18 protein-coding genes are annotated in these 21296 nt (G+C 69.5%); 9 read left to right on the forward strand and 9 right to left on the reverse strand.

Translation table 11 applies throughout. The features are described from left to right. The first annotated feature begins 20 nt into the window (after positions 1-20). On the forward strand, positions 21-671 hold the full coding sequence (locus G406_RS0130120) for a dTMP kinase (RefSeq protein WP_028936671.1): 651 nt from the start codon (positions 21-23) through the stop codon (positions 669-671). On the opposite strand, the gene G406_RS54690 is transcribed toward G406_RS0130120, so the two are convergent. Beyond that, positions 668-2242 (reverse strand): HNH endonuclease signature motif containing protein, encoded by a 1575-nt coding sequence (locus G406_RS54690; RefSeq protein WP_169736817.1) that lies wholly within the window; start codon positions 2240-2242, stop codon positions 668-670. The two genes, G406_RS0130120 and G406_RS54690, sit on opposite strands and share 4 nt — an antisense overlap. 329 nt (positions 2243-2571) lie before the next feature. On the opposite strand from G406_RS54690, the gene G406_RS50810 reads away from it, so the two are divergent. Continuing rightward, on the forward strand, positions 2572-3426 hold the full coding sequence (locus G406_RS50810) for a sterol desaturase family protein (RefSeq protein ID WP_051342891.1): 855 nt from the start codon (positions 2572-2574) through the stop codon (positions 3424-3426). Position 3427: 1 nt separating this feature from the next. Here G406_RS50810 and G406_RS0130135 read toward each other — a convergent pair whose 3' ends face one another. Beyond that, positions 3428-4363: an isopenicillin N synthase family dioxygenase gene (locus G406_RS0130135; protein WP_028936673.1), complete on the reverse strand. Its 936-nt coding sequence runs from the start codon at positions 4361-4363 to the stop codon at positions 3428-3430. Next, positions 4356-5735 carry an MFS transporter gene (locus G406_RS50815; protein ID WP_051342892.1) on the reverse strand — a complete coding sequence of 460 codons (1380 nt, stop codon included), beginning with the start codon at positions 5733-5735 and terminating at the stop codon, positions 4356-4358. Before G406_RS50815 ends, G406_RS0130135 begins: the two co-directional genes overlap by 8 nt. Before the next feature lie 121 nt (positions 5736-5856). On the opposite strand from G406_RS50815, the gene G406_RS0130145 reads away from it, so the two are divergent. Beyond that, positions 5857-6543: a TetR/AcrR family transcriptional regulator C-terminal domain-containing protein gene (locus G406_RS0130145; RefSeq protein WP_425414645.1), complete on the forward strand. Its 687-nt coding sequence runs from the start codon at positions 5857-5859 to the stop codon at positions 6541-6543. Between the two features lie 67 nt (positions 6544-6610). Here G406_RS0130145 and gad read toward each other — a convergent pair whose 3' ends face one another. Both gad and G406_RS0130155 read right to left on the reverse strand, forming a co-directional pair. Then, positions 6611-8029, reverse strand: a complete 1419-nt coding sequence (gad, locus tag G406_RS0130150) for a glutamate decarboxylase (protein ID WP_028936675.1) — start codon at positions 8027-8029, stop codon at positions 6611-6613. A gap of 89 nt (positions 8030-8118) precedes the next feature. Continuing rightward, positions 8119-8607 (reverse strand): VOC family protein, encoded by a 489-nt coding sequence (locus tag G406_RS0130155; RefSeq protein ID WP_028936676.1) that lies wholly within the window; start codon positions 8605-8607, stop codon positions 8119-8121. 44 nt (positions 8608-8651) lie between these two features. Here G406_RS0130155 and mtrA point away from each other — a divergent pair, with 44 nt between their 5' ends. The 3 genes from mtrA to G406_RS57400 are packed head-to-tail and all read left to right on the forward strand — an operon-like array spanning position 8652 to position 12988. Beyond that, positions 8652-9329 carry an MtrAB system response regulator MtrA gene (gene mtrA / locus G406_RS0130160; RefSeq protein ID WP_028936677.1) on the forward strand — a complete coding sequence of 226 codons (678 nt, stop codon included), beginning with the start codon at positions 8652-8654 and terminating at the stop codon, positions 9327-9329. A 19-nt stretch (positions 9330-9348) separates the two neighbouring features. After that, positions 9349-11274: an MtrAB system histidine kinase MtrB gene (gene mtrB, locus G406_RS50820; RefSeq protein ID WP_051342893.1), complete on the forward strand. Its 1926-nt coding sequence runs from the start codon at positions 9349-9351 to the stop codon at positions 11272-11274. Continuing rightward, positions 11267-12988: an LpqB family beta-propeller domain-containing protein gene (locus G406_RS57400; protein ID WP_169736818.1), complete on the forward strand. Its 1722-nt coding sequence runs from the start codon at positions 11267-11269 to the stop codon at positions 12986-12988. The genes mtrB and G406_RS57400 overlap by 8 nt, the downstream gene beginning before the upstream one ends. Here the strand turns inward: G406_RS57400 and G406_RS0130175 are convergent. Both G406_RS0130175 and G406_RS0130180 read right to left on the reverse strand, forming a co-directional pair. Continuing rightward, the gene (locus G406_RS0130175; RefSeq protein WP_028936679.1) at positions 12985-13767 is read right to left on the reverse strand and encodes a GNAT family N-acetyltransferase; all 783 of its coding nucleotides are present in this window, start codon (positions 13765-13767) and stop codon (positions 12985-12987) included. The two genes, G406_RS57400 and G406_RS0130175, sit on opposite strands and share 4 nt — an antisense overlap. 5 nt (positions 13768-13772) lie before the next feature. After that, complete coding sequence (locus tag G406_RS0130180; protein WP_028936680.1) at positions 13773-14723, reverse strand: quinone oxidoreductase family protein; 951 nt, start codon at positions 14721-14723, stop codon at positions 13773-13775. A gap of 196 nt (positions 14724-14919) precedes the next feature. Here G406_RS0130180 and G406_RS50825 point away from each other — a divergent pair, with 196 nt between their 5' ends. From G406_RS50825 to secA, 3 genes are all read left to right on the forward strand, one after another. Then, entirely contained in the window at positions 14920-15687 is a 768-nt protein-coding gene (locus tag G406_RS50825; protein ID WP_084216479.1) for a ComF family protein, read from the forward strand. Positions 15688-15933: 246 nt separating this feature from the next. Continuing rightward, positions 15934-16575 (forward strand): ribosome hibernation-promoting factor, HPF/YfiA family, encoded by a 642-nt coding sequence (gene hpf / locus G406_RS0130190; protein ID WP_028936681.1) that lies wholly within the window; start codon positions 15934-15936, stop codon positions 16573-16575. A 160-nt stretch (positions 16576-16735) separates the two neighbouring features. Next, positions 16736-19633: a preprotein translocase subunit SecA gene (gene secA, locus G406_RS50830; protein WP_051342895.1), complete on the forward strand. Its 2898-nt coding sequence runs from the start codon at positions 16736-16738 to the stop codon at positions 19631-19633. On the opposite strand, the gene G406_RS54695 is transcribed toward secA, so the two are convergent. Beyond that, positions 19630-20151, reverse strand: coding sequence for an Rv3235 family protein (locus G406_RS54695; protein WP_051342896.1), 522 nt, complete (start codon positions 20149-20151; stop codon positions 19630-19632). The genes secA and G406_RS54695 overlap by 4 nt on opposite strands. A 187-nt stretch (positions 20152-20338) precedes the next feature. Next, a complete protein-coding gene (locus tag G406_RS0130205; RefSeq protein ID WP_028936682.1) occupies positions 20339-21223 on the reverse strand; it encodes a LysR family transcriptional regulator in 885 nt (294 codons plus the stop codon). Between the last annotated feature and the right edge of the window lie 73 nt (positions 21224-21296).

Genomic DNA, 21296 nt, shown 5'->3' on the forward strand with positions numbered 1-21296 from the left:
GGCCGGATACGCTGCGGCGCGTGGGGCGATTGGTGGTCATCGAAGGCCTGGACGGCGCCGGAAAACGCACACTGACCGACGGGCTGTGCGCCGAGCTGTCGGCGCGTGGCGTCTCGGTGTCCCGGCTGGCCTTCCCGCGCTACGACACCGACGTGTACGGCCCGCTGGTGTCGGACGCGCTGCACGGCCGGCTGGGCGACCTGACCGACTCGGTCTACGGCATGGCGGTGCTGTTCGCGCTGGACCGCCGCGCGGCGGCCGCCGAGATCCGCGCGGCGCTCGCCACGGTCGACGTAGTCCTGGTGGACCGCTACATCGCATCCAACGCCGCCTACGGCGCGGCGCGGCTGCACCAGCCCGTCGACGGTGACTTCGTCGGCTGGGTCCGCGCGTTGGAGCTGGACCGGTTCGACCTGCCCCGTCCGGATCTGCAGCTGCTCCTGCGGGTGCCCCGGTCGCTCGCCGCCGCCCGTGCCGCGCAGCGGGAGTCGCAGGACGCGGCCCGCACCCGCGACGCCTACGAGTCCGACGACAAGCTGCAGGACCGCTGCGCGCTGCTGTACGACGCGCTGGCCGAGTCGGCGTGGCTGAGCCCGTGGCACGTCCTGGACGGCAGCGCGAGTACGTCGTTCACGCAGCTTGCGGACGTCATCGCCGGCTCGGGTATCTAGAACGGTGCAGGGTCCTGCTCTCCTTCGGGCTCGGTGATGGGTTCTCCCCGGGTCGGGTAGATGCGCCCGAGTGGGCTCGTCCAGCGGAACTGGCCCGGTCGGGGTTGGGTGACCTTCCATCCTCCTCGATGTTTGAGTGCGTGGTCGTGTGCGCAGGCGGGCGCCAGGTTAGTGCTGGTGGTGGGCCCGCCGTGTTGGTTGTCGAGGGTGTGGTCCAGCTCAGACCGCACTGCCGAACGACGGCAGCCTGGTGCGGTGCAGGTGCGGTCCCGGATCTGGGTGTAGCGCCGTAGGGCGCTGGCCGGATGTCGCCGTCCCGGCTGGGCGTCCAGTCTCTCGGCGGGATCCCGCTCGCGGGACTGCCGGTATTGGGTGGCGATGTCGGTGATGATTTTCGCCCATGCACGCGGTGGGTCTTTGGCCAGTCGGGCGAGCGTGGTGGCGGGGATCGCCAACTCGACGATCCCGCCCCCGGCGCGGTAGCCGGGTGGGCTGGTGGCGGGCCTGCGGCGGGTGACGCCTTCGGCTAGAAGGTAGCCGTCGGGGTCGGTGACGACCCACCGCCACTGACCGCCGTGCTGACGTCCTGCGGCGCGCCGGGCGACCGACCCGAGGATCGGCCCCCACCCCGGCAGTTCGCCGGGCAGGTTGTTGAGTCGGGCGAGGGTATCGAGGCGGGCCCGGACCTCGATCCCGGTCACCCGGCCCACCACGCCGACGGCGGCCTCGACCGGCTCTTCAACGCCGGATTCGGGGTCGGCCGGTTGGGTGGCCGGGCGTGGCGGGGAGGTTTCGGCCAGCAGCGCGGCGATCATCTGGGTGTGGGTCAGGTGATAGAACCGCCCGTCGAGCAGTCGCAGGAAGATGTCGGCACGTAGCTGATCGATCCGACCGCGATGCCCGGCGCGTTTCGCATCCCGCGCCAGCTTCGCGATCCGCTCAGTCGCGGCCGCCGCCTCATCCGGTGGCAGGCCGGTGGCGGTGACGGTCGCGGTACCCGAGGAATCCAGGTACCCCACCACCATCCGATCAGCCAGAGCCTGCTCGTACTGATCCTCGGCCCGATCCGGCTCCACGGTGATGATCAGCTTCAGAATCCGGGCCCGCAACTGCCCAGTGGTCAACCCCGGCGCGACCGGCAACACCCGAGCGATCACCGCGGCGACCAGGTCGTCGGGCAGCCCAGCGAGATGGTGGGTGAACACCAACGCCCGATCCCGATCGATCAGCCCGGCGAGCATCGCCGCGTGGACCGCGGGTAGTTCCAGGCACAGGACCTGGGTGAAATCGCACTCGTCCTTCGCTCGACTGCGCGACATCGTCAACGCCGCCCGCACCTCATCCGACGCGTACTGCTCCGACCCGACCACCGCGGCGCGTTGCACCACCGTGGTGACCGCCGCCGTATACAGCCCTTCGACATGCGCGCGCTGACGCGCACACGCCTGCAACACATCCACCACGAACTCGTCAGCAACAGCAGTCATGTCCAGGGCGGAAAGGACAGCACCCAGCACCGGCCCAGCGGACATACGCGCGAGCCAGGAACCGACCGACACCCCACCCTGCATGTCATCGATCATACGTTCGAACACCGACAAAAGCAGTGTTTCAGCAGGTCAAGCCACCAATAGACCCGAACGAGCGGTAAGCGGTCACGTCCAGAACAGCGCAATCAGGCGAACACCAGCCATGCGCCCAACGCGACCAGAAAGAAGTTCGTTGGCAACCTAAGCCGCACCACAGGGCCGCCAAGGCCCTGCGGTGCGGCTTGGGGCGGCAGCCCCCTCAGTGAAAGCCCCCGGGCGCAGCCCGAAACCAGGACAGGAGTGAGGAGTACCACGAACCGAAGGAGACACGGTAAGTTACCGGCGAGTTAAGTCCGACCCGGGAGGGTGACGTGCTCGCCAACATCGAAGAGCAGCTGCACGATCCGGTGGGCTACGCCGTGCCGGTGTTCCTGCTGTTCATCGTCGTCGAACTGTTCGCCATCAGGCACAGCGCCGAAGAGAACCTGCGCGGCTACGCACCCGCCGACACCCGGACGAGCCTGCTGATGGGGCTGATCGGCTCGGGCCTGGCGATCCTGTTCCGCGCCGTCGGGCTGGTCGGCTACGCCGCGCTCTGGGTGTACGTCGCGCCGTGGCACCTGCCAGAGGACGCCTGGTGGACCTGGGCGCTGCTGATCATCGGGATCGACCTGCTCTGGTACTTCTACCACCGGCTCTCGCACCGGGTACGGGTCATCTGGGCGGCGCATCAGGCGCACCATTCCAGCGAGTACTTCAACTACTCCACCGCGCTGCGGCAGAAATGGAACCTGTGGTTCGAGAACCTCATGTGGCTGCCGCTGCCCCTGCTGGGCATGCCGCCGTGGATGGTCTATACCGGGTTCTCCATCAACCTGATCTTCCAGTTCTTCGTGCACACCGAGAAGGTCGACAAGCTGCCCCGGCCGATCGAGCTGGTGTTCAACACCCCGTCGCACCACCGTGTGCACCACGGCAGCGATCCGGAGTACCTCGACCGCAACTACGCGGGCATCCTGATCATCTGGGACCGGATGTTCGGCACCTTCGCCGAGGAACGACAGCGGCCGACGTACGGGCTGACCACGCCGGTCAACACCTACAACGTCATCAGGCTGCAGTTCGGTGAGTACGCCGCGATCGCGGCTGACCTGCGGCGCGCACGATCCTGGCGGCACTGGGGTGGCTACCTGTTCGGCCCACCGGGCTGGCGCCCGGCCGAGTGAGTCAGGTAGCGAACAGCTTCATCATCTTCGTCGCGATCCACTCCCCGGAGGTCACGTCCTCGGTGGCGGGCGCATCGTGGTTGGGCTGGTAGAAGAACGGGATCGAGATCCGGGACGACGTGTTGCCGCGCTCAGGGTTGACCACCCGGTGCATCGTCGACACCCACCGACCGCCCGACCACAGCGCCATCAGGTCACCGATGTTCACCACGAAGCTGCCGGGGAGCGCCGGCACGTCGCGCCACGTGGTGTCGCCGAGCTGCACCTGGAGTCCACCCAGGTCGTCCTCCTGGTACAGCACGGTCAACGCGCCGAAGTCGGTGTGCGCGCCGCGCCGTAGCTGGCCGGGCAGCGGCGCCCGGTGCTGCGGGTAGTAGTAGTTGGCGATCAGCGCGGACACGTGGTCGTCGAAGAAGTCGTCGAAGAAGGCCTCGTCCAGGTCCAGGGCGCGGGCGAACAGTCGCATGAGGTCGCCGGCCAGCTCCGACATGACCGACATGTACTCGTGCCACGTCGTGGCGAAGCCGGTGGGCCGCTCCGGCCAGGCGTTGGCCAGCTTCCAGGGCGCCCAGTAGTCGCCGAGCCGTTCGCGGTCCCGCTCGTCACGCTCGCCGGTGACATGGACGCCGAAGGCTTCGCACAGGTCGGGCGGCGACTCCTGGTCGAGGCTTTGTGCCGTGGTCCCGCCGGCACGTCGGAAGCCGGACACGCCGGGTCGGCTGGCCACCCGGTCCTTCTCGGCGTCGGACAGGGCGAAGAACGAGCTGGTCGTCGCGTACATGCGCGCGATCAGCTCCGGCGACACGCCGTGGCCGACGACGATGAAGAAGCCGGAGCTCTCGCAGGCTCGTCCGATCAGCTCGGCGACGGTCGTGCGACCCGGTTCGCTGTCCCGCTCGGACAGGTCGATGACCGGTACGAAGGTCGCGCTAGGCAACGGGTGCTCCCTCGTGGGTGGGACGGCGGGACGTGGTCGTCGCGGCGGCGAGGACAGCTGCCGCGACGAGGATGAGAACGGCGACCGTGAGTGCTGTGGTGTAGCCGAGCACGGGCTCCGTCGCGCCGGCCGCCACGGTGTTCAGCAGGGCGGTGCCGAGCGCGGCGCCGAGCTGCTGTGCCGCGTTGTAGGTCGCGGATGCGGCGCCGATGTCGTTCGAGGGCAGGTTCGAGGTGGCCAGGCTCGCGGTCGGGGGCATCACGCAACCGAGCCCGAGGCCGGTGAGCGCGAGTGCCGGCAGCAGGTACAGCACCAGGACCGCGTCGCTGTGCACCGTCACGCGGCTGAGCACGAACATCCCGACGGCCGCCGTGAGCAGACCGCCCACGATGAGTCTCGACGCCGCCATCCGCCGGGTGACGAGCATCGATCCGGCCAGCGCCGCCATCGCATTGACCAGCAGCGCCAGACCTGCCTGGACCGGGGTGTAGCCGAGCACGGTCTGGGTGTAGTAGCTGACGAACAGGTAGAAGCCGAACATCGCCAGGAACATCAACGCGACGCCGAGCAGCGCGCCTGCCCGGACGCGGTCCATGACGATCCGCATCGGAAGCAACGGGTGCGGGACACGCGCCTCGACGGCGACGAAACCGGCCAGCAGCGCCGCCCCGGCGACCAACAGCAGCAGGACCCTGGGAGAGCCCCAGCCGAGCGACTCGGCCTGGTTGAAGCCGTACACGACGGCGGTGAACGCTCCCGCGCTGAGCACCGCTCCGGCTACATCGAGCCGCGTGCGGCTGCCGAGGTCACGCGGGACCACGATGCCGCCGACGAGCGCCAGCAACGCGATCGGCACGTTGATGTAGAGACACCACCGCCAGCCCGCGTACTCGGTCAGCAGGCCACCCACGATCAACCCGACCGCCGCGCCCGCCGCGCCGACCGCGGCGAATACCCCGAACGCCCGGCCGCGCTCCCGGGGCTCGGTGAACGTCGTGCTGAGCAGGGACAACCCGGCGGGCGCGAGCAAGGCGGCGAACGCGCCCTGCAGCGCCCTGGTGGTGAACAGCATGGCCGGGCTCACCGAGGTCCCGGCCAGCGCGGACGCGGCGGCGAACCCGGCGAGCCCGATCATGAACGCCCGCCGGTGACCGAGTGCGCCGCTCACGCGTCCACCGATCAGCAACAGGCCGCCGAAGGCCAGCGCGTACGCGGTGACGGTCCACTGCCGACTGCCGTCGGACATGCCGAGCGCGCGCTGCGCGGACGGCAGCGCGATGTTCACGATCGTGCCGTCCAGCACCACCAACAGCTGGGCCGCGCTCACCACCGGCAGCGTCCACGACCGGGAGCCGCCCGTGTCGTCCGTCATGTCCCGACCACCTGCCTAACACTGTATGAGGCATCGAACAACGTTAGTTGCGGCGATCACCCTACTACGCTGGCCCCGCCCGGTCGGACGGCCTGGCGCGCGGAATGTGACGGAGGTCATGGTGGGCGAGCGGTCGGATGCCCAGGTGCGCAGCGTGTGGTTGCGGCCCCGTCGCGCCACGAGGGACGAGCAACCGCTGACGATCGAGCGGATCGTCGACGCCGCCGTCGCGCTGCTCGACGAAGAGGGGATCGACCGGCTCACCATGCGTCGGCTGGCCGACCGGCTCGGCGTCGGTGCCCCGTCGCTGTACTGGCACGTCGACACGAAGGACGACGTCATCGACCTGGTCGTGGACGAGATCTTCGGCGAGGTCCCGACGGGCATCGGCCGGGGGGTGGACTGGCGGGAGGATGTCGTCGCGGTGCAGAACGCATGGCGGACCGCGTTGCTGCGTCACCCCTGGGCGGCCGCCGTCCCCGCGCGACGACGGCCGAGCATCGGGCCGAACTTCCTGGCCTGGATGGAGCTGCTGCAGGCGACCCTGGTCCGCGCCGGGTTCACCGGGGACCGTCTCCCGGCGGCGACCTGGGCGCTCTACAACCACGTCATGGGCTCGACGGCGGCCCAGTCGGTGCTGCACATCTCCGACGAGGAACGCCGCCTCGGCCAGGAGAAACTGCGCGCCCAGAGCGACAGGTACCCGACCCTGGCGGCCAACGGCTACCTCTACGACGACGACTTCGAAGGAGCCTTCACCACCGGCCTGACCTACCTGCTCGACGGTCTAGAAGCCCAGCTCCCATGATCACCACCGTGTGACGGCTGTTTCGTCGCGGAAAATCAGCCCTGAGACGGTGGTGATCATGGGCGTTTCAGGTGGGGGAGCTGGCGCCGTGGGCGAAACCGGCTGACTCGGCGCCTCGAGTGGGTTCGGACTGGCGGTTCAGCCGGGGCAGCAGCTGGGCCAGGTCGGCGAGCAGCATGTCGGCCATGTCGTGGCTGAAACCGTTCCTGATCACGATGCGCAGCGCGGCCAGGTCCGTGCGGTTCGCCGGGAACGTGTACGCGGGCACCAGCCAGCCGCTCTCCCGCAGGCCCGCCGACACGTCGAACACCGAGTACCCGGTGACGTCGTCGTTCAGGGTGAACGCGAACACCGGAAGCTCGCTGCCGTCGGTGAGCAGCCGGAACGGGCCGAGCTTGGCGATCTCGGCCGACAGGCGGGTCGCCACGTCCCGGCAGGCCTGCTGCACCTGCCGGTATCCCTCGAAGCCCAGCCGCAGGAAGTTGTAGTACTGCGCGGCCACCTGCGCGCCGGGCCGGGAGAAGTTCAGCGCGAACGTCGGCATGTCCCCGCCCAGGTAGTTGACCCGGAACACCAGCTCCTCGGGCAGCGCGGCCGAGTCCCGCCAGAGAATCCACCCGACGCCGGGGTAGACCAGCCCGTACTTGTGGCCCGAGGTGTTGATCGAGGCGACCCGGTCGAGGCGGAAGTCCCAGCTCAGCGAGGGGTCCAGAAACGGGGCGATCATCGCGCCGGACGCCCCGTCGACATGGATCGGGACGTCCAGCCCGGTGCGTTCGGCGAGGTCGTCCAGCGCGGCCGCCACCTGCGCGACCGGTTCGTACGAGCCGTCGAACGTCGAACCGAGGATCGTGACCACACCGATCGTGTTCTCGTCGACGAGCTTCAGCGCCTCGTCGGCCGACAGCGTGAACCGGTCGCCGTCCATCGGCACGTAGCGCGGCTCGACCTCCCAGAAGTTGGCGAACTTCTCCCAGCAGATCTGGACGTTGATGCCCATCACGATGTTCGGCCGGTCCGACGGAAGGCCGGCCGCCTGCCGGGCCCGCTGCCAGCGACGTTTCAACGCGAGACCGGCGAGCATGCACGCCTCGGACGACCCGGTCGTCGAACAGCCGACCACGTGCCGGGCGTCCGGGGCGTGCCACAGGTGGGCGAGCATCCGGACGCACCGTTCCTCCAGCTCGGCGGTGCGCGGGTACTCGTCCTTGTCGATCATGTTCTTGTCGAAGCACTCGGTCATCAGCCTGGTGGCCTGCGGTTCCATCCAGGTGGACACGAACGTCGCCAGGTTCAGCCGCGCGTTGCCGTCGAGCATCAGCTCGTCGTGCGCGATCTGGTAGGCGATCTCCGGGTCCATGCAGTCGGCCGGCATCGTGTACTTCGGCACGGTCATCGGCTCGCGGGTGAACACCGGGTTCACCCCGACCTCCCGCCGGTGCGGGCGGCCAGGGTGTGACGGGTGTGCAGGGTGGGTCAGCGGCATGTCGCCGACCGTATTCAGCCCCCGACGTGTTTCCCGGGTGTGCTGAGAGTCCCGACTCAGGGTGCTCAGACGCCCGACCCGCGGGGGCTCTAGGCCATGCCGACGAGGTCCGCGCCCCAGTGGGCGATCTCGGCGTCCAGGTCGAGGGGGCGCGTCGCCACCGTGGCGCGCATGTCCTCGGTGACGCGATCCAGCGGAACCAGCCAGTTGACCTCGAACTCCAGGCCGTCCGGGTCCTTGGCGTAGAGCGCCTTCGTCGTCACGTGGTCGGACGCGCCGACCAGTGCGCCGGCCGCGCGTAGTCTGCTCGCGTGATCCGCCAGGTCGGCCAGCGTCTCGACGGTCCACGCCAGGTGATAGAGCCCGACCGTGGAGCGGCCCGCCGTCGAGTCGCCCACGTCCGGACCCACCTGGAACAGACCGAGGTCGTGGTCGTTGTCCGACTCAGGGGCCTGGAGGAACGCGGCGCCCGGCAGCTCGTGTACCACTCGGAAGGCCAGTACGTCACGGTAGAACGCGACGCTGCGCTGAACGTCACGGATGTAGAGGACCGCATGGTTGAGCCTTCTAATACCCATAGGCCCAGGTTAATCTCGATTCCGGGGGATGGGATCATTCAATTATGAAGTCTCGCGTGCTGGTGGTGGACGATGACCCGGCGCTGGCCGAAATGCTCTCCATCGTGTTACGGGGAGAGGGCTTCGACACGGCGGTCGTCTCCGACGGGCCGCGTGCCCTGCCCGCCGTGCGTGAGCTGCGGCCCGACGTCGTGCTGCTGGACCTCATGCTGCCCGGGATGAACGGGATCGACGTGTGCCGGGCGATCCGCGCCGAGTCCGGTGTGCCGATCGTCATGCTCACCGCAAAGAGTGACACCGTCGACGTGGTGCTCGGTCTCGAGTCCGGCGCCGACGACTACGTCATCAAGCCGTTCAAGCCGAAGGAGCTGGTGGCCCGCATCCGGGCACGGCTGCGGCGGACGGACGCCGAGCCCGCCGAGACGCTGTCCATCGGCGACGTGTCCATCGACGTCCCCGCGCACCAGGTCGTGCGTGACGGCCACCCCATCTCGCTGACCCCGCTGGAATTCGATCTGCTCGTGGCACTGGCACGCAAGCCGCGTCAGGTGTTCACTCGAGAGGTGCTACTCGAACAGGTCTGGGGTTACCGGCACGCCGCCGACACCCGGCTGGTCAACGTGCACGTGCAGCGGCTGCGGTCGAAGGTCGAACAGGACCCGGAACGACCGGAGGTCGTCCTGACCGTGCGTGGTGTCGGGTACAAGGCCGGCCCTCCGTGACCGATAGAGCACCGCTGGGATGACGGTCCGATCGGCGACCCGTCGGGTCGGCGCGTTGACGATGCGGGTACCCGGTGCCCGCCGGGTGGCGTCCACCCTGGCCACGCTGCGGTACTTCAGCGTCGAGGTCGGCATGGCGTTCGCCGCGGCCTGGCGCAGGTCGCTGCAGCTGCGGGTCGCGGTCAGCACGCTCGCGTTGTGTTCCGGTGTGTTGATCGTGCTCGGGCTGGTGCTGCAGACGCAGATCGCGGACCGGCTGGTCCAGGGCAAGGTGGCGGCCGCGCGGATTCAGATGGAGTCCGCCGCGAAGGTGCTCGAACACGACCTCGCGGGCGTCAACCCGGATGACAGCGACGTACTGGGCACGCTGAACAAGGCGCTCGACCGGTTGAGCATCACGACGCTGACCAACCAGCCGAGCGAGCAGAACGCGGGAGACTTCCGCGCCGTGCTGGCCGCCTCGGACAGCCCCGGCAGGCCCAACGCGACCGCGGGCGACCTGAACACGATCCCCGCCGACCTCCGGGCCGCGGTGCGCAGCGGCATGCTGGCGTTCGAGTACGGCTCGGTCAACGGCGTCCCGATGGTGATGTACGGCCAGCCCGTCCCGACCGCCGGCCGCAACCTGCAGTTCTACCTGCTGTTCTCGATGGCGCCCGAGCAGCGCACGCTGAGCCTGGTGCAGAGCACGTTGTTCGTCGGCTGTCTCGTGCTGATCCTGCTGCTCGGCGCGGTGACCAGCATGGTGACCCGGCAGGTCGTCCGTCCGGTGCAGCAGGCCGCCGACGTGGCCGAACGGTTCGCCGACGGTCACCTGGAGGAGCGGATGCCGGTCAAGGGCGACGACGAGGTCGCCCGGCTCGCCGAGTCGTACAACGAGATGGCGGGCAGCATCCAGAGCCAGATCCGCCAGCTGGAGGAGTTCGGCGCGCTGCAGCGCCGCTTCACCTCCGACGTGAGCCACGAGCTGCGCACCCCGCTGACCACGGTCCGGATGGCCGCCGACGTGCTGCACGCGAGCCGCGCGCAGTTCGGACCGGGGCTCGCCCGCTCGGCGGAGCTGCTGGTGGACGAGCTGGACAGGTTCGAGGCGCTGCTGGCCGAGCTGCTGGAGATCAGCAGGCTGGACGCCGGCATGGCCGAGCTGAGCGCCGAGCGCACCGACATGCGCAGCGTCATCCTGCACGCGATCGAGACCGTCCGGGGGCTGGCGGACGAGAGCGGCACCCCGCTGCAGCTCGACCTGCCCGAGGGCATCTACGCCGAGATCGACTCCCGGCGGGTCGAACGGATCGTGCGCAACCTCGTCGCCAACGCCATCGACCACGGCGAGGGTCGCCCGGTCCTGGTCCGGATGGGCTGCGACGAGCGCAGCGTCGCGGTGCTGGTCAGGGACTGGGGACTCGGGCTGCGGCCCGGCGAGGCCGCGCTGGTGTTCAACCGGTTCTGGCGCGCGGACTCCTCCCGCGCCCGGCGCAGCGGCGGCACCGGGCTCGGGCTGTCGATCAGCCTGGAGGACGCGCGGCTGCACAACGGGTGGCTGCAGGCCTGGGGCGAGATCGGGCACGGAGCGGTGTTCCGGCTGACGCTGCCCCGCCAGGTGGGGTCCGAGCTGGAGGGCAGCCCGCTGCCGCTGGTGCCGACCGACGAGCCGTTGGACAGCCCGGCCGCTCCGGGCGCCGACGAGACCGCTCGGGCCGACAACGTCCGTCTGCTGCCCGGAGTCCAGCCCGACGCGACCGAGGAGCCCGTCGCCGAGCCCACGGTGGACGACCTGGTGTGGACCGAGGCCGACGACGGCTCGTCGACCGAGTTCGACGTCGTTCCGGTGAGCTCGGTCGATGCCGAGGAGACCGACGAACCTGCCGGTCAGGGGGCGGACGCGGCCGAACCGGACCGCACGCTCGCGGCGTGGTCCTCCCGGCAGGGGAGCAGTGGTGAGTAAGCCGGTTCGTTCGCTGCCCGCCAGGGTGTTCGTCGTACTGCTGGCGCTCGGCGTCCTCGCCGGGTGCGCGTCGGTTCCCGACTCGTCACCGGTCCAGCCGCTGCAGCAGATCACCCCCGGTGAGGACGCCGCCACGACACCGGGACCCAGCCAGACCAGCGATCCGGTCGAGCTCGTCCGCGGTTTCATCAGCGCGTCGGCGGTGTCGGAGAACCGGCATGCCGCCGCGCGCCTCTTCCTCACCCACAAGGCGCAGAACTGGGACGACAGCGCGGCGCTGACGGTGCTCGGTGACAAGCCGAACGTCAGCTACTCGCAGAACCCGGACGAGACCGGTCACGCGGTGGTCCGGGTCCAGGGCTCCCAGATCGGCAGGCTGAACCCGGACGGCAGCTTCGTGCAGGACGAGTCGTCGATCAACCTGGAGATGCAGGTGACGAAGGTCGACGGGCAGTGGCGGATCGCCACGCCGCCGGTCGGCGCGTACGTCGTGCTCCAGGCGTTCCGGGCGAACTACAAGGCCGTGAAGATCTACTTCACCGATCCGATCCGGCACAAGGTGGCGCCTGACCTGCGTTATCTGGCTGCCGAGCCCGCCCGGTCGATGGCCTCACGGGTCATGGAGAAGCTGCTCGGAGGACCGTCCGCCGCACTGGCCGGAGCGGTCATCAACGTCATCCCGAAGACCGCGCGGCTGCGGTCCAACCTGGTGCCCGGCCCCGACGGACTGGCGTCGATCGATCTGACCGAGCTCGGCGACCTCGACGACGACCTCCGGACCGCGATCGCCGCGCAGGTCGTGTTCAGCCTGGCGTCCGCGCAGGTCAAACGGGTCCACCTGACCGACGACGGCGCGCCGCTCGACGTCGACGGCGAGGACCTGACCACCAACACGCTCTCCGACCTGTCCAGCGAGGGCGACTCGCGGGCCGATGTGCCCGGACTGGTCGTGATCAACGGCCGGGCCAGGATGATGAACGGGAACGATCTCGGCGATCCGCTGGCGGGACCCGCCGGCAACGGCGGCTACGACCTGCTCGGCGCCACGATGTCCACCGACGGCCAGCGGATGGCGGCCATCAACCGCAGGGACGGCAGGCAGCTGCTGATCGGCCGCGAGGGTGCGCCGCTCGCGCCGAGCGGGGTCCGGGCGAGCTCGCTGACCCGCCCGACCTGGACCCCGACCGGCGGCGAGGTGTGGACGGTTCGGGACGCGTCCAACGTGGCCAGGGTCATCGTCGGCCAGGACGGTCGTCCGTCGATCGGTCCGATCGACGCGTCGGCACTGACGAACCTCGGGCCGATCAACGACCTGCGGTTGTCCAGGGACGGTGTCCGGGTCGCGGCCATCGTGGGCGGTCAGCTGGTGGTCGGCGCGGTGTCCCGGTCCGCCGCTGGCGTCGTGACGATCCGCAATGTGCACGTCGTGCGTCCGATCGGCCTGACCGACCTCGTCGCGGTGGACTGGCGTTCGGACGACGAGCTGGCCGTCGTGGGGCGGCACACGGTGGCGAGGGTGTCGGTCGACGGGCTGGACCTGCGTCCCGTCCAGACGAACAACCTCACCCTGCCGTTGGCCGCCGTCGCCGATTCGCCGGGCCGCCCGCTGCTGGTCACCGACCTGAACGGCCTGTGGAGCTTCGGTCCTGACGAGGTCGGGACGTGGCGGCAGCTGGCCAGCGGAGCCGCCACGGTGCCCGGCTACCCGGGTTAGGGCGCGCGTTCCAGCTGCAGCTGCGCCTCGGTGTCGGTGAAACCGAGTGACCGGTACAGCCTCGCGGCGTGATAGTCCGGATCGGCGACGATGACCAGGGTGTGCACTCCGTGGTGGTGCCGGACGTGTTCGGCGGCGGCGTGCACCAGCGTGCCGGCCAGCCCCCGACGGCGATACTCGGGACGGGTGTCGACGCTCTGGTAGCGCGCGGTGCCGCCGCCGTCGGTGAACAGCCCGAGCCCGGAGACCATGAGACCGTCGGCGAAGGCGCCGAACCACACGCCGTTGCCCCGCTCCTGCAGCCGGCGCATCGCGGCGATCTTGAGCGAGGCGAACACGCGGTACTGCTCGGGGTTCTCGCGTTCGTTGTTGGCGACCTTCAGCTCGACGGCGGCCTGCCAGTCCTGCTCGTCGCGCATCGGCCGGTACTCCGCGCGCGTGTCCGGGCGGGGAGGCGGCCGGGTGCGGCGCGTCGTCTGCACGACGCTGGGCTCGGCGATCAGTCCCGACGCGGCGAGCTCGTCGGGGCAGGGCTCCACGCCGTCGATGGTGTCCAGCCCGATCGCGACGTGCTCCGCGCCGGGGAACTCGCGCGTGAAGGCCGTCTGCCAGCCGGCAAGGCCACCCTGCTCGACGGCTCCGTCGAGCAGCAGGAAGTTGCCCCACCGGAACGTCGGGTTGTCCGGCATCCGGACGACGCGGTAGCCGTCGCGGCAGGTCACGCTGGCGCCCTGGAGGGTGAGCAGCATCAGGTCGGTCCGGAATCCCAGGGAGCGCACGCCGGTCACGGCACGAGCACGATCTTGCCGAGGTTGCGCCGGTCCTCGATCAGCCGGTGCGCCCTGGCCGCCTCGTCGAGCGGGAGCACGGTGCCGACCACCGGTTGCAGGGCACCGCTGAGCGTGAGCTCCCAGAGCACCTGACGGTTGCGCTGGTACGACTCGGGCCGGCGTCCCGCGAAGTGGGCCATGTTGAAGCCGATCACCGACCGGCTGTGGATGCGCAGCTCGTTCGCGCTGACCGGCGTGCCGTCGGCATTGAACGTGACGAGCCGCCCGAACGGCGCGAGTACGTCGAGCGCACCGGCCTGGACGGCGCCGCCGACACCGTCCAGCACCACGTCGACCGAGGCGAGCTCGCTGAGCCGGTCGTACGTGGTGACCTCGGTCTTCCCGATGTGCGGGAATGCGCGCAGCTGCTCGGCCTTCTCCGGCGAGCCCACCGCGGCGACGACGTGACCGGCACCGCGAACGGCGGCGAGCTGGAGCGCCAGCTGTCCCACCGCCCCGGCGCCGGCGGTCACCAGCACGCTGTCACCCGGCTCGACGCGTGCCGCTTCCAGCGCACCGAGAGCCACCTGACCCGCGCGGACGAGCAGGACCGCGGCGTGATCGTCGACCCCGTCGGGCACCGAGGCTGCCATCGTGGCCGCCACCGGGGCGAACTCGGCGTAGGCCCCGGAGAACGCCAGGCCGGCGACCCGTTGGCCGATGCGCCAGCCGTCCACATCGGGCCCGAGGGCGGCGATCGTGCCGGCGACGTCGCCGCCCGGCGCGTGGGGAAGCGGCACTCCACCACCGTCGGCGCCGCCCCTGGTGAGCCGGACGACCGGCAGCGTCACCCCCGCCGCGTTCACCCGGACCAGAACCTGCCCCGGCCCCGGCTCGGGTGTGGGTACGTCGTCGAGCTGGAGCACCTCGGGCCCGCCGTATCGGTGGAACCGGATCGTGCGCATGGTTTCCCTTCGTTCGCCGTCCCGAACCGGACACGGTAGTGATTTTTTCCGCCCGGCGACATCGAGTTTGTTGCCGGCTGCAACATTAAGAAATGGGCCTGGCTATTCCTGTGGACAACTCGCGGTATGTGGATAAGTCGGCCCTCGGAGATCGACAGCGGAGCAGGGGTGATCGGTTTCGGGCCATGCTGGCCGCATGAATCCACCGGAATTGATTGTTCCCGGCCGTGCCGACGCCGCCGAGCCGATGACCACGATGTACTCCCGGTTCCGCGCGATGTCGGCGGGATTGCTCGATCTCGTCCTGCCGTTGCTGTGCGCCGGGTGCGGGGCGTCCGGCCACAGCTGGTGTGACCGATGCGCCGGCGCGGTCGGGGAGTCGCGCCTGCTGCTCGCGCTCGACGGGGCGCCGCCCACCGTCGCGGCCGGGCCGTACTCCGGGCCGTTGCGGGCGGCGCTGCTCGCCTACAAGGAGCGCGGCCGGCACGGGCTGCTCGGTCCGTTCGCGCGGATCATGGCAACTGCGCTGCTCACAGCGCCGTTGCTGGCCGATGCGCGTGCTCCGGCCCCGCGGTGGTGGTTGGTCCCGGCGCCGTCGAGACCCGCCGCGGTTCGGGCGCGGGGACGCGAGCACATGAGGCTGCTCGCCGAGCAGATCGGCGAGCGGATCGCGGCGACCGGCGCGACGGTCGGCGTCAGCTGCGCGGTGCGGATGAGGGCGGGCGGGCACGACTCGGTGGGCCTGGGCACGAGGGCCAGGCGCGCGAACCTGCGGGGACGTCTGCTGGTGAGGCCTGGTGAACTCCCGCCGTCCGGAGCGAAGGTCGTGCTGGTGGACGATGTGGTCACCACCGGATCCACCTTGCGTGGCTGCTCAGAGGCACTGGCGGCGGCCGGTGTGGTGGTCAGCGGCGCGCTGGTGCTCTGCGATGCCACCGGCCACTCGACCAGCCGATCTGGGTGAGACCGTGAGCCGAAAGAGTGACCGCAACCACACCACGGTACTTGCTGTGAGCCGTCTGGGGAACCACCGCTCACCGACTCCCCCCAGGTGGGCGCTACTGACCAGAAAGGGGTGTTGCTGAGCCGAAATGCGCGTTACCGTGCGTTCCCACCACCTGAACCAGTGGTGAAGGACGAATAACCCTGCGAGACCAGCTTGTGAATACCCGACGCCGCAGTTACCTGAGGCAGTGCGAGGGAGGTCCGAGTGGAGATTGTCGTCAGTGGCCGGAACGTGGAGGTTCCGGAGCATTTCAGGGTACATGTCGCCGAGAAGCTCGCCCGACTGGAGCGGTACGACCACAAGATTGTCGGAATGGAGGTTGAGCTCTTCCACGAGCGCAACCGTCGACAATCCAAGAGCTGTCAACGAGTGGAGATCACCGGACGGGGCTGTGGCCCGGTCGCCAGGGCCGAAGCATGTGGGCCGGACTTCTACGCGGCGTTGGACAGCGCCATCGGAAAGCTGGAGTCCCGCCTGCGCCGCGCCCACGACCGCCGGCGCGTGCCGTACAACGGCCGAACCCGCAAGACCGTCCGTGCGATGAACAGCACCGGCAGCGGGATGGGCACCGCGCTCCTCGAGGAGGAGCTCAGCGAGCGGACCGACCGGTTCGCCGCCGTCAACATCCCCGCGCCCCGCGCGGCGTGGGAGCCCGACGAGCAACTGCCCGGGCAGATCGTCCGGGACAAGGAGCATCCGGCGAAGCCGATGTCGGTCGACGAGGCACTGGCCGAGATGGAGCTCGTCGGACACGACTTCTACCTGTTCGCCTGCGTCGACACCGGCCGCCCGAGCGTGGTCTATCGGCGCAAGGGCTACGACTACGGAGTGATCAGACTGACCTGACGAACCCTCCGGTATTGACAGTGCGGAGAACCAAGCCATGATCATCGAGGGCACGGGCGAACAAGCCCGTGCCCTCGATACATTTGTGCAGTGCCTAACATGGTGTGGTGAAGGCGTCGCGATCCGCGGCGCACCGCGAAACATGAGCTGAGGTCATCCGGTGGTCCTGAACCGTCTGCTCCGTGCCGGTGAGACGAAGTTGGTGCGGCGGCTCTCGCGCGTGGCCGACCACGTCGATACATTCGAGGCCGAGGTCCAGCCGCTCTCGGATGAGCAGCTGCGCGCCAAGACCGTGGAGTTCCGGGAACGCTACGCGGGTGGCGAGCACCTCGACGATCTGCTTCCCGAGGCGTTCGCCGTGGTCCGTGAGGCCGCCAAGCGCACGATCGGCCAGCGGCCGTTCAAGGTGCAGATGATGGGTGGCGCCGCGCTGCACCTCGGCAACGTGGCGGAGATGAAGACCGGTGAGGGCAAGACGCTCACCTCGGTCCTCCCCGCGTACCTGAACGCGATCTCCGGCAAGGGCGTCCACATCGTCACGGTGAACGACTACCTGGCGAAACGCGACGCCGAGAAGATGGGCCGGATCCACCGCTTCCTCGGTCTCGAGGTCGGCGTGATCCTGTCCGAGATGGCTCCGCCGGAGCGGCGCAAGGCCTACCTCGCGGACATCACCTACGGCACGAACAACGAGTTCGGCTTCGACTATCTGCGCGACAACATGACCTGGCTGACCGAGGACATGGTGCAGCGCGGTCACAACTTCGCGGTCGTCGACGAGGCGGACTCGATCCTCATCGACGAGGCGCGCACCCCGCTGATCATCTCCGGGCCCGCCGAGCAGAGCGCCCGCTGGTACACCGAGTTCGCGCGGCTCTCGCCGCTGATGAACAAGGACGTGCACTACGAGGTCGACGAGCGCAAGCGCACCATCGGTGTCACCGAGGAGGGTGTCGCCTACGTCGAGGACCAGCTCGGCATCGAGAACCTCTACGAGTCGGCGAACACCCCGCTGGTCGGCTACCTGAACAACGCGCTGAAGGCCAAGGAGCTGTTCAAGCGCGACAAGGACTACATCGTCCGCGACGGTGAGGTGCTCATCGTCGACGAGTTCACCGGCCGCGTGCTGATGGGCCGTCGCTACAACGAGGGCATGCACCAGGCCATCGAGGCCAAGGAGAAGGTGGAGATCAAGGCCGAGAACCAGACCTTGGCCACCATCACCCTGCAGAACTACTTCCGGCTCTACGAGAAGCTCTCCGGGATGACCGGTACCGCCCAGACCGAGGCGGCCGAGCTGCACCAGATCTACAAGATGAACGTCGTGTCGATCCCGACGAACCGGCCGATGGTCCGGTCCGACAGCTCGGACCTGATCTACAAGACCGAGCCCGCGAAGTTCGAGGCTGTCGCGGACGACATCGCGGAGCGGCACCGCAAGGGCCAGCCGGTGCTGGTCGGTACGACGAGCGTGGAGAAGTCGGAGTACCTGGCCAAGCTGCTGCTGCAGCGCCAGATTCCGCACGAGGTGCTCAACGCGAAGCACCACGAGCGCGAGGCCGCGATCGTGGCGCAGGCCGGGCACGCCGGCGCGGTCACGGTCGCCACCAACATGGCCGGTCGCGGTACCGACATCATGCTGGGGGGCAACCCCGAGTTCATGGCAGAGGTGGAGCTGCACTCGCGTGGCCTCGACCCGGTCGAGAACCGCGAGGAGTACGAGGCGGCCTGGGACCGCGCGCTCGCCGAGGCGAAGGAGCAGGTCGCCGCCGAGGCCGAGGAGGTCCGGCACGCCGGTGGCCTCTACGTGCTGGGCACCGAGCGCCACGAGTCCCGCCGCATCGACAACCAGCTGCGCGGTCGTTCCGGTCGTCAGGGCGACCCGGGCGAGTCCCGGTTCTACCTGTCGCTCGGTGACGAGCTGATGCGCCGGTTCAACGGCGCCGCGGTCGAGTCGATCATGAACCGGCTGAACGTGCCGGACGACGTGCCGATCGAGGCCGGCATGGTCACGAAGGCGATCCGCAGCGCGCAGACGCAGGTCGAGCAGCAGAACTTCGAGATCCGCAAGAACGTCCTCAAGTACGACGAGGTCATGAACGAGCAGCGCAAGGTGATCTACGCCGAGCGCCGCAGGGTCCTGGCCGGGGAGAACCTGCGCGAGCAGGTCGACCACATGATCGGCGACGTGATCGCCGCCTACGTGGACGGCGCCACCGCCGAGGGCTACTCCGAGGACTGGGACCTCGACGCGCTGTGGACCGCGCTCGGCACGCTCTTCCCGATCAGCATCCGCTGGCAGGACCTGGTGGAGCAGGCCGAGCAGGGCGACGAGTTCGGCGAGCCGATCGAGCTCAGCCGCGAGCTGATCATCGACGAGGTCTACGCCGATGCGCGCGAGTGCTACGCGCGCCGCGAGGTCGAGATCGACGAGACGATCCCGGCGCAGGGTGGCATGCGGGAGCTGGAGCGCCAGATCCTGCTGACCGTCCTGGACCGCAAGTGGCGCGAGCACCTCTACGAGATGGACTACCTCAAGGAGGGCATCGGCCTGCGCGCGATGGCCCAGCGCGACCCGCTGATCGAGTACCAGCGCGAGGGCTTCGACATGTTCACCCAGGTCATGGACGGCATCAAGGAAGAAGCCGTCGGTTACCTGTTCAACGTGCAGGTCGCCCCGGTCGAGGCCACCACCCGGCCCGGCATGTCGATCGAGGACAAGAACGCGACCGACCCGGCGAGCGGCGCCGAGCCGACCGCCGCGGTGCCCAGCGGCAAGCGCGCCAGGCAGGCCAACCGAGGCGAGGAAGCCGAACCGGCGCAGAACGTGCCCGCCGCGTTGCGCGGAACCGGCGGGGCGCCCATCGCGGGTGCCGCGGCGAACGCCGCAGGGTTGCAGTACAGCGGCCCGGCCGAGGACGGCGGTGAGGTGCACAGCGGAGCGCCGCAGGGCAACGGCGGCGCGGCGGCCGAGCCGTCCCGCAACCAGCCGTGCCCGTGCGGCTCCGGCCGCAAGTACAAGCACTGTCACGGCACCCGCACCGGCGCCCGAGGCTAACCAAGGCGTAGTTCGGTGCATCGCCAGTGCCGTTCGCCGTGGGTGGGTGTGGTGATCTCGAAGCGGGCGGCGACCGCGCGGCATCGTCCGTGCAGCTGCCACACCACGCTGACCTCGGCGACGTCCTGGTCCGGACGGCAGATGTGCACGGTCCGCAGACCGGGCCTGCCGACCGGCCGGGCCGTCGGCGTCCGAGGCGGCCGGCCGTTCCGAGTGGTGTTCTGTTCCGCGGCCGCCCGGATGTAGCGCAGGACCGGGTCGGTGACCAGACCGCGTAGCTGCGCGGCCGGCCGCCGCCCGGTCACCACCTCCAGCGCGAGCCGCAGCACGATCTGCACCCGGTCACGTAGGCGCCGCTGCACATCGGGGTGCGTGCCGTCCGCGTCGGACGCCACGACGTCGAGTGTCAGCGGTGGCGCGTCCACCTTCGGGGCGAGCGCCATGTCGGGCTCGGGCAATGGACGGACGACCGGCAGGCGTCGAACCGGTGGTGCGGTGACGTCGATGAGTGCGGTCATGGCTTCTCCTGACGCCGTGCGGGCACACCGCACGGAGGGAGACGACCGGGGCACTCCGGGCGTCGGACGATCCCGTCGGTGGGCGACCGGCGGCATGGTTCGGGACGGACGAGCGTGGACGAGCACTGTCACTATGCCCGCGGTCACCGACAGAAATCGGCTCGTCGGCCCGGATCGTTCGCGATCGTCAACCGGAGGCGACGCGCGACACCAGGTGGTCCAGGAGCGCACGCGCCGCGGGGTTGGTCGGCTGCCGCCCCCGGTGGACCAGCGACACCTCCCAGTTCATCGTGGGTGCGTCCAGCTGGACGATCGCCAGCCCGGGCGTCGATCGAGCGAGGGTCTCCTGCATGACGGCGACACCGATGCCGGTGCGCACCAGCTCGGGCTGCAACCCGATCTGGGTGACCTGTCCGACGATCTGACGCCGTAGACCCAGCTCGGCGCACGTGCGCCGGAGGATCGCGGTGACCGCGCTGCCGTCGGAGAACTCCACGAACGCCTCGTTGTCCAGCTCGGCCCACCGCACCCGTTCGCGCCCGGCGAACCGATGGTCCGGCGAGGTGATCAGCACCAGGTTCTCCCGGTAGACGGTGTGCCCGGTCAGCCCGGGTGGCAGCGGCCGGTCGGATGCCAGGTAGGCGAGGTCGAGCTGGCCGGCGCGCAGCCGGTCGAGCATGTCGTTGACCGGGGAGTTCCACACGCTGATCTGGATGTTCGGGTGACGGTGATGGAAGGTCGAGAGCTCGGCGGGCAGGTCGATGGGACCGAGCCACTGGATCATGCCGATCGCCACCCGGCCCTGCTGAAGACCGGCGACCGCGCGCACCGCATCGGTCGCGGCCGCCGCCTCGGCGAGCACCCGCCGCGCCGACGGCAGGAAGGCATGCCCGGCTTCGGAGAGCATGACCCGTCGGGTGGTCCGCTCGAACAACGGCGCGCCCAGCTCACGCTCCAGGTTGCGGATCGAGGTGCTCAGCGCGGACTGGACGATCGAGGACGCCCTGGCCGCCCCGGTGAAGCTGCCGTGCTCGACCACGGCGAGGAAGTGTTCAACCTGCCGCAGCTCCATTCATCGATCGTATAGATGAGAACGAGCTAAATCATGTGTTGGAAGGAACAATCAACGCGACGCATGCTGGATC

The sequence above is a fragment of the Actinospineispora spinosispora DSM 44797 genome (genome assembly GCF_000429025.1).
GTDB classification, from domain to species: Bacteria; Actinomycetota; Actinomycetes; order Mycobacteriales; family Pseudonocardiaceae; genus Pseudonocardia; species Pseudonocardia spinosispora.